This is a genomic window from Bartonella sp. AC130YNZD, assembly GCF_042196865.1.
Lineage (GTDB): Bacteria > Pseudomonadota > Alphaproteobacteria > Rhizobiales > Rhizobiaceae > Bartonella.
The window spans coordinates 1-2,744 of sequence record NZ_JBHIQZ010000077.1 but is presented as its reverse complement, the minus strand read 5'-3'; the positions used below and the strand labels follow the sequence as shown (position 1 = coordinate 2,744).

Here is a 2,744-nt window from a genome sequence, read left to right as displayed (position 1 = left end):
CATCTTTTAGCTGTAAAAGATGTTGTTCAAGAAGCTCAATGTTTACACCGTCAATATAACCTTCATGCCGCATTACAATATCTTGTCATAGAAGATCAATCACTACCACACCTTGTGCTTTCATTGCGCATTGCTCTTAATGCGCTTCATAAACATTTTACACAAAACCGCTAAATTCAAGCAGCATTTTGAATATTAATAGAGATCTCTTTTCCAAGAGCAATGAGAGTGAATTCTAAGGCATCTAATTTTGTTGCATGGTTTAAATCCAACAATCGGTCAATTTGTATTGGGTGAAGTTTTAAAAGACGCACAAGATCAGCTTTGCGTAAGTCTTTTTCAATCATAGCGTTATGTATTGCAATTTTTAAAGTGACCAATGAAGAGACTTCAACAAAAGGATAGGTAACATCATAAATACCACACGGAACAAATTCACGATCTTGGAAACGCCCCATAATAACTGTTAAAAGTGCGTTTTTAGCATTTTCTAAAGCTTCTTTTTCATCGTTACCATAGGTAATAAATTCTTGAAAGTCTTTGCAAACGACAAGAAGAGTATCATTGTCATCTTTGATAAATTTAAGTGCATATTTCATTTACATCTCCATATTCAGACTTACTTTAGATCAAGATCTTTGAGAATTTTATTAACTAATCCCGTTCCTAATTCTTTTCGCGCACCATGCATTGGCAAAACCGTTTTTTTAGAACCAAGTCTTACAATTAAATGACCGCCTTTCCCCGAAGTAAAACTGCAACCATGCTTTGTAAGATATCTTTTTAATTCTTGGCTATTCATAAATATAGTATAACATCTAAAATGTTTAAATGAAACAAATATGTTGTTATTTATAGAAAATTAAAAAGCGGCTTTTTAAATACCAAGTTTTGATCAAAAAAATAAAAAAATACAAAATATAGATTTTTTCTCTTGACAATGTGTAAAAAATTTTATTTAATGACGTTACTGCACTAGTCGTATTGTGTCTAAAATTCAAAAATATCCCCTAAAATTTGGTAAAATATTAAGCTTTTAAGATGGCTTAAAGCGCTGTTTTTATTGATAAAATAGGCTAATCTATTTTGCACATAACAAAAGCCATTAAGTGACCAATGATGTCATTAATTCATTGCCTCAAAAGGAGCGAAGATGAAAGCAATCATCACCAAGCCAATGTGTGTTGTTGGCGATAACAAAAGCACTGTTCGTTTTGAAACTTCAACTCCCAATAATCCATTTGTAGAGATCTCCAATCAAGTCTACGCACGTCTCAAACGCGCTAATGCTGCTAAACCTTTTATTGAAATCAAAACAAAAATAAAGCCCGACAAGGGAGTTGAACAAATTAAGCAAATAGAACAAGAACCCAACCAAATATCATCTGAAACAGTACCAGAGGAAACCTCTCTCGAAAAGCCTAAAGCATCTAAAGTTTCTAAATCATCAACACCTACCCCAAAAAAGGCTTAGAAGTTGAAATTAATCATCCACCAAAAATGGTATCTTCAACAGGCAAAAGATACCTTCACAAGCCTTCAAGCCCCTCGCCTTAATTGGGCTCTGCGTAATGCTCTAAACACCGCAGCAAAACAAGTTGAACGCTTTACTGAAAAGCAAGTTGCTGACATCTCATCAGCCCAAATAAAGCGTATAAGAAGAGGCGTTTATATTAAAGAAAAGGCGACAGCAAGGTTTCTTGAGACAGATATCATTGGTTCTGGAACACCAATACCTCTTAAATTTTTTAAAGTAAACGAAACAAAACACGGCGTGGCTTACACACTATTTGGAAAGAAAGAAATCTTGCCTCATGGTTTTATTAAGGGTGGGAGTTTTCCAAAGCGCGTTGATTTGAAAATGGGAGGGAATGTGTTTCAAAGAGATGACGGAGATCAATTCCCCATTGCAAAACAAGAAGGACCTTCAATTGCTAAAGTGATGTCCAAGCCAGAGATTGCAAGTGCTATTGTAAAAGAAGCCAATGAAAGATTAACCAAAAATATACAAAGACAACTTTCTCGTCAAGAATACGCTGCTAATAAAAAAGGATAGATCATGTTCTCAAGCTTTATCTATATATTCCATATCCTTATGAGTTTAGGCATTACCTATTCTTATTGCAATATTAAAAACAGATTATCACTTATGCTTTGTTTTTTCCATAAAAAAATCAATAAAATCAATGTAAAAGGTACTTCCCAGCGGGTTGGCTTCGTTGCGGGGCAGGCTAGCGCGAACTATCGCTAGCGACAGAATTTTCAAATCGACTGTACATTGTACACATAACACATTGATAAATAACAATTTAATGTGTTAAGTATTTCCTTATCGTATTAAATCTTGTTTTTCAGTTGGTACCGTAAATCTCTCTTTATCCTAATACGCCGTAACCACCTCCTTCTTAGGACAGAAAAGAAGGAAAGGAGCAACTATGACTAAGAAAACTCGTGAAGGGCTATCGCTTCGTGCGTTTGCCAAAAAGATGCGTGTTTCTCCTAATGCAGTGGTTTCTCGTTTTAAGACAGGGAAATTTGATAAGGCTCTTTTTGAAGATGGTTCTGTCAATGAAGCCCTTGCCACAAGCATCTGGAATGAGAATCCAACAAAACGCCCTGCTCCATTTTTAGCACCGGATGGTCAACCGCGGACAAAGATCAAACAAGCCTCTACAGAGGGCGCTAATGAATACAAGATTAAACTGGAGCGAATGCAAGTTGCGCTAGCAAAAGAAAAGATTGCT

4 protein-coding genes and 1 pseudogene are annotated in these 2,744 nt (G+C 35.6%); 3 read left to right on the top strand and 2 right to left on the bottom strand.

Annotation, left to right across the window (positions count from 1 at the left end):
- Nucleotides 1-176: 176 nt before the first annotated feature.
- Nucleotides 177-599, bottom strand: coding sequence for a type II toxin-antitoxin system HicB family antitoxin (locus ACFINU_RS09555; protein ID WP_375618941.1), 423 nt, complete (start codon nt 597-599; stop codon nt 177-179).
- Nucleotides 600-619: 20 nt separating this feature from the next.
- A complete protein-coding gene (locus ACFINU_RS09550) occupies nt 620-802 on the bottom strand; it encodes a type II toxin-antitoxin system HicA family toxin (RefSeq protein WP_038473253.1) in 183 nt (60 codons plus the stop codon).
- 351 nt (nt 803-1,153) lie between these two features.
- Between ACFINU_RS09550 and ACFINU_RS09545 the strand changes: the two genes are divergently transcribed.
- The 3 genes and pseudogenes from ACFINU_RS09545 to ACFINU_RS09535 form a co-directional block, all read left to right on the top strand.
- Nucleotides 1,154-1,474: a hypothetical protein gene (locus tag ACFINU_RS09545; RefSeq protein WP_375618940.1), complete on the top strand. Its 321-nt coding sequence runs from the start codon at nt 1,154-1,156 to the stop codon at nt 1,472-1,474.
- 3 nt (nt 1,475-1,477) lie between these two features.
- Complete coding sequence (locus ACFINU_RS09540; protein WP_375618939.1) at nt 1,478-2,056, top strand: hypothetical protein; 579 nt, start codon at nt 1,478-1,480, stop codon at nt 2,054-2,056.
- A gap of 379 nt (nt 2,057-2,435) precedes the next feature.
- A pseudogene (locus ACFINU_RS09535) lies at nt 2,436-2,744 on the top strand (hypothetical protein); the annotation flags it as partial.

Coding starts and splice junctions, on each gene's coding strand:
- ACFINU_RS09555 (WP_375618941.1), bottom strand. CDS start 599: ATGAAATATGCACTTAAATTTATCAAAGATGACAATGATACTCTTCTT.
- ACFINU_RS09550 (WP_038473253.1), bottom strand. CDS start 802: ATGAATAGCCAAGAATTAAAAAGATATCTTACAAAGCATGGTTGCAGT.
- ACFINU_RS09545 (WP_375618940.1), top strand. CDS start 1,154: ATGAAAGCAATCATCACCAAGCCAATGTGTGTTGTTGGCGATAACAAA.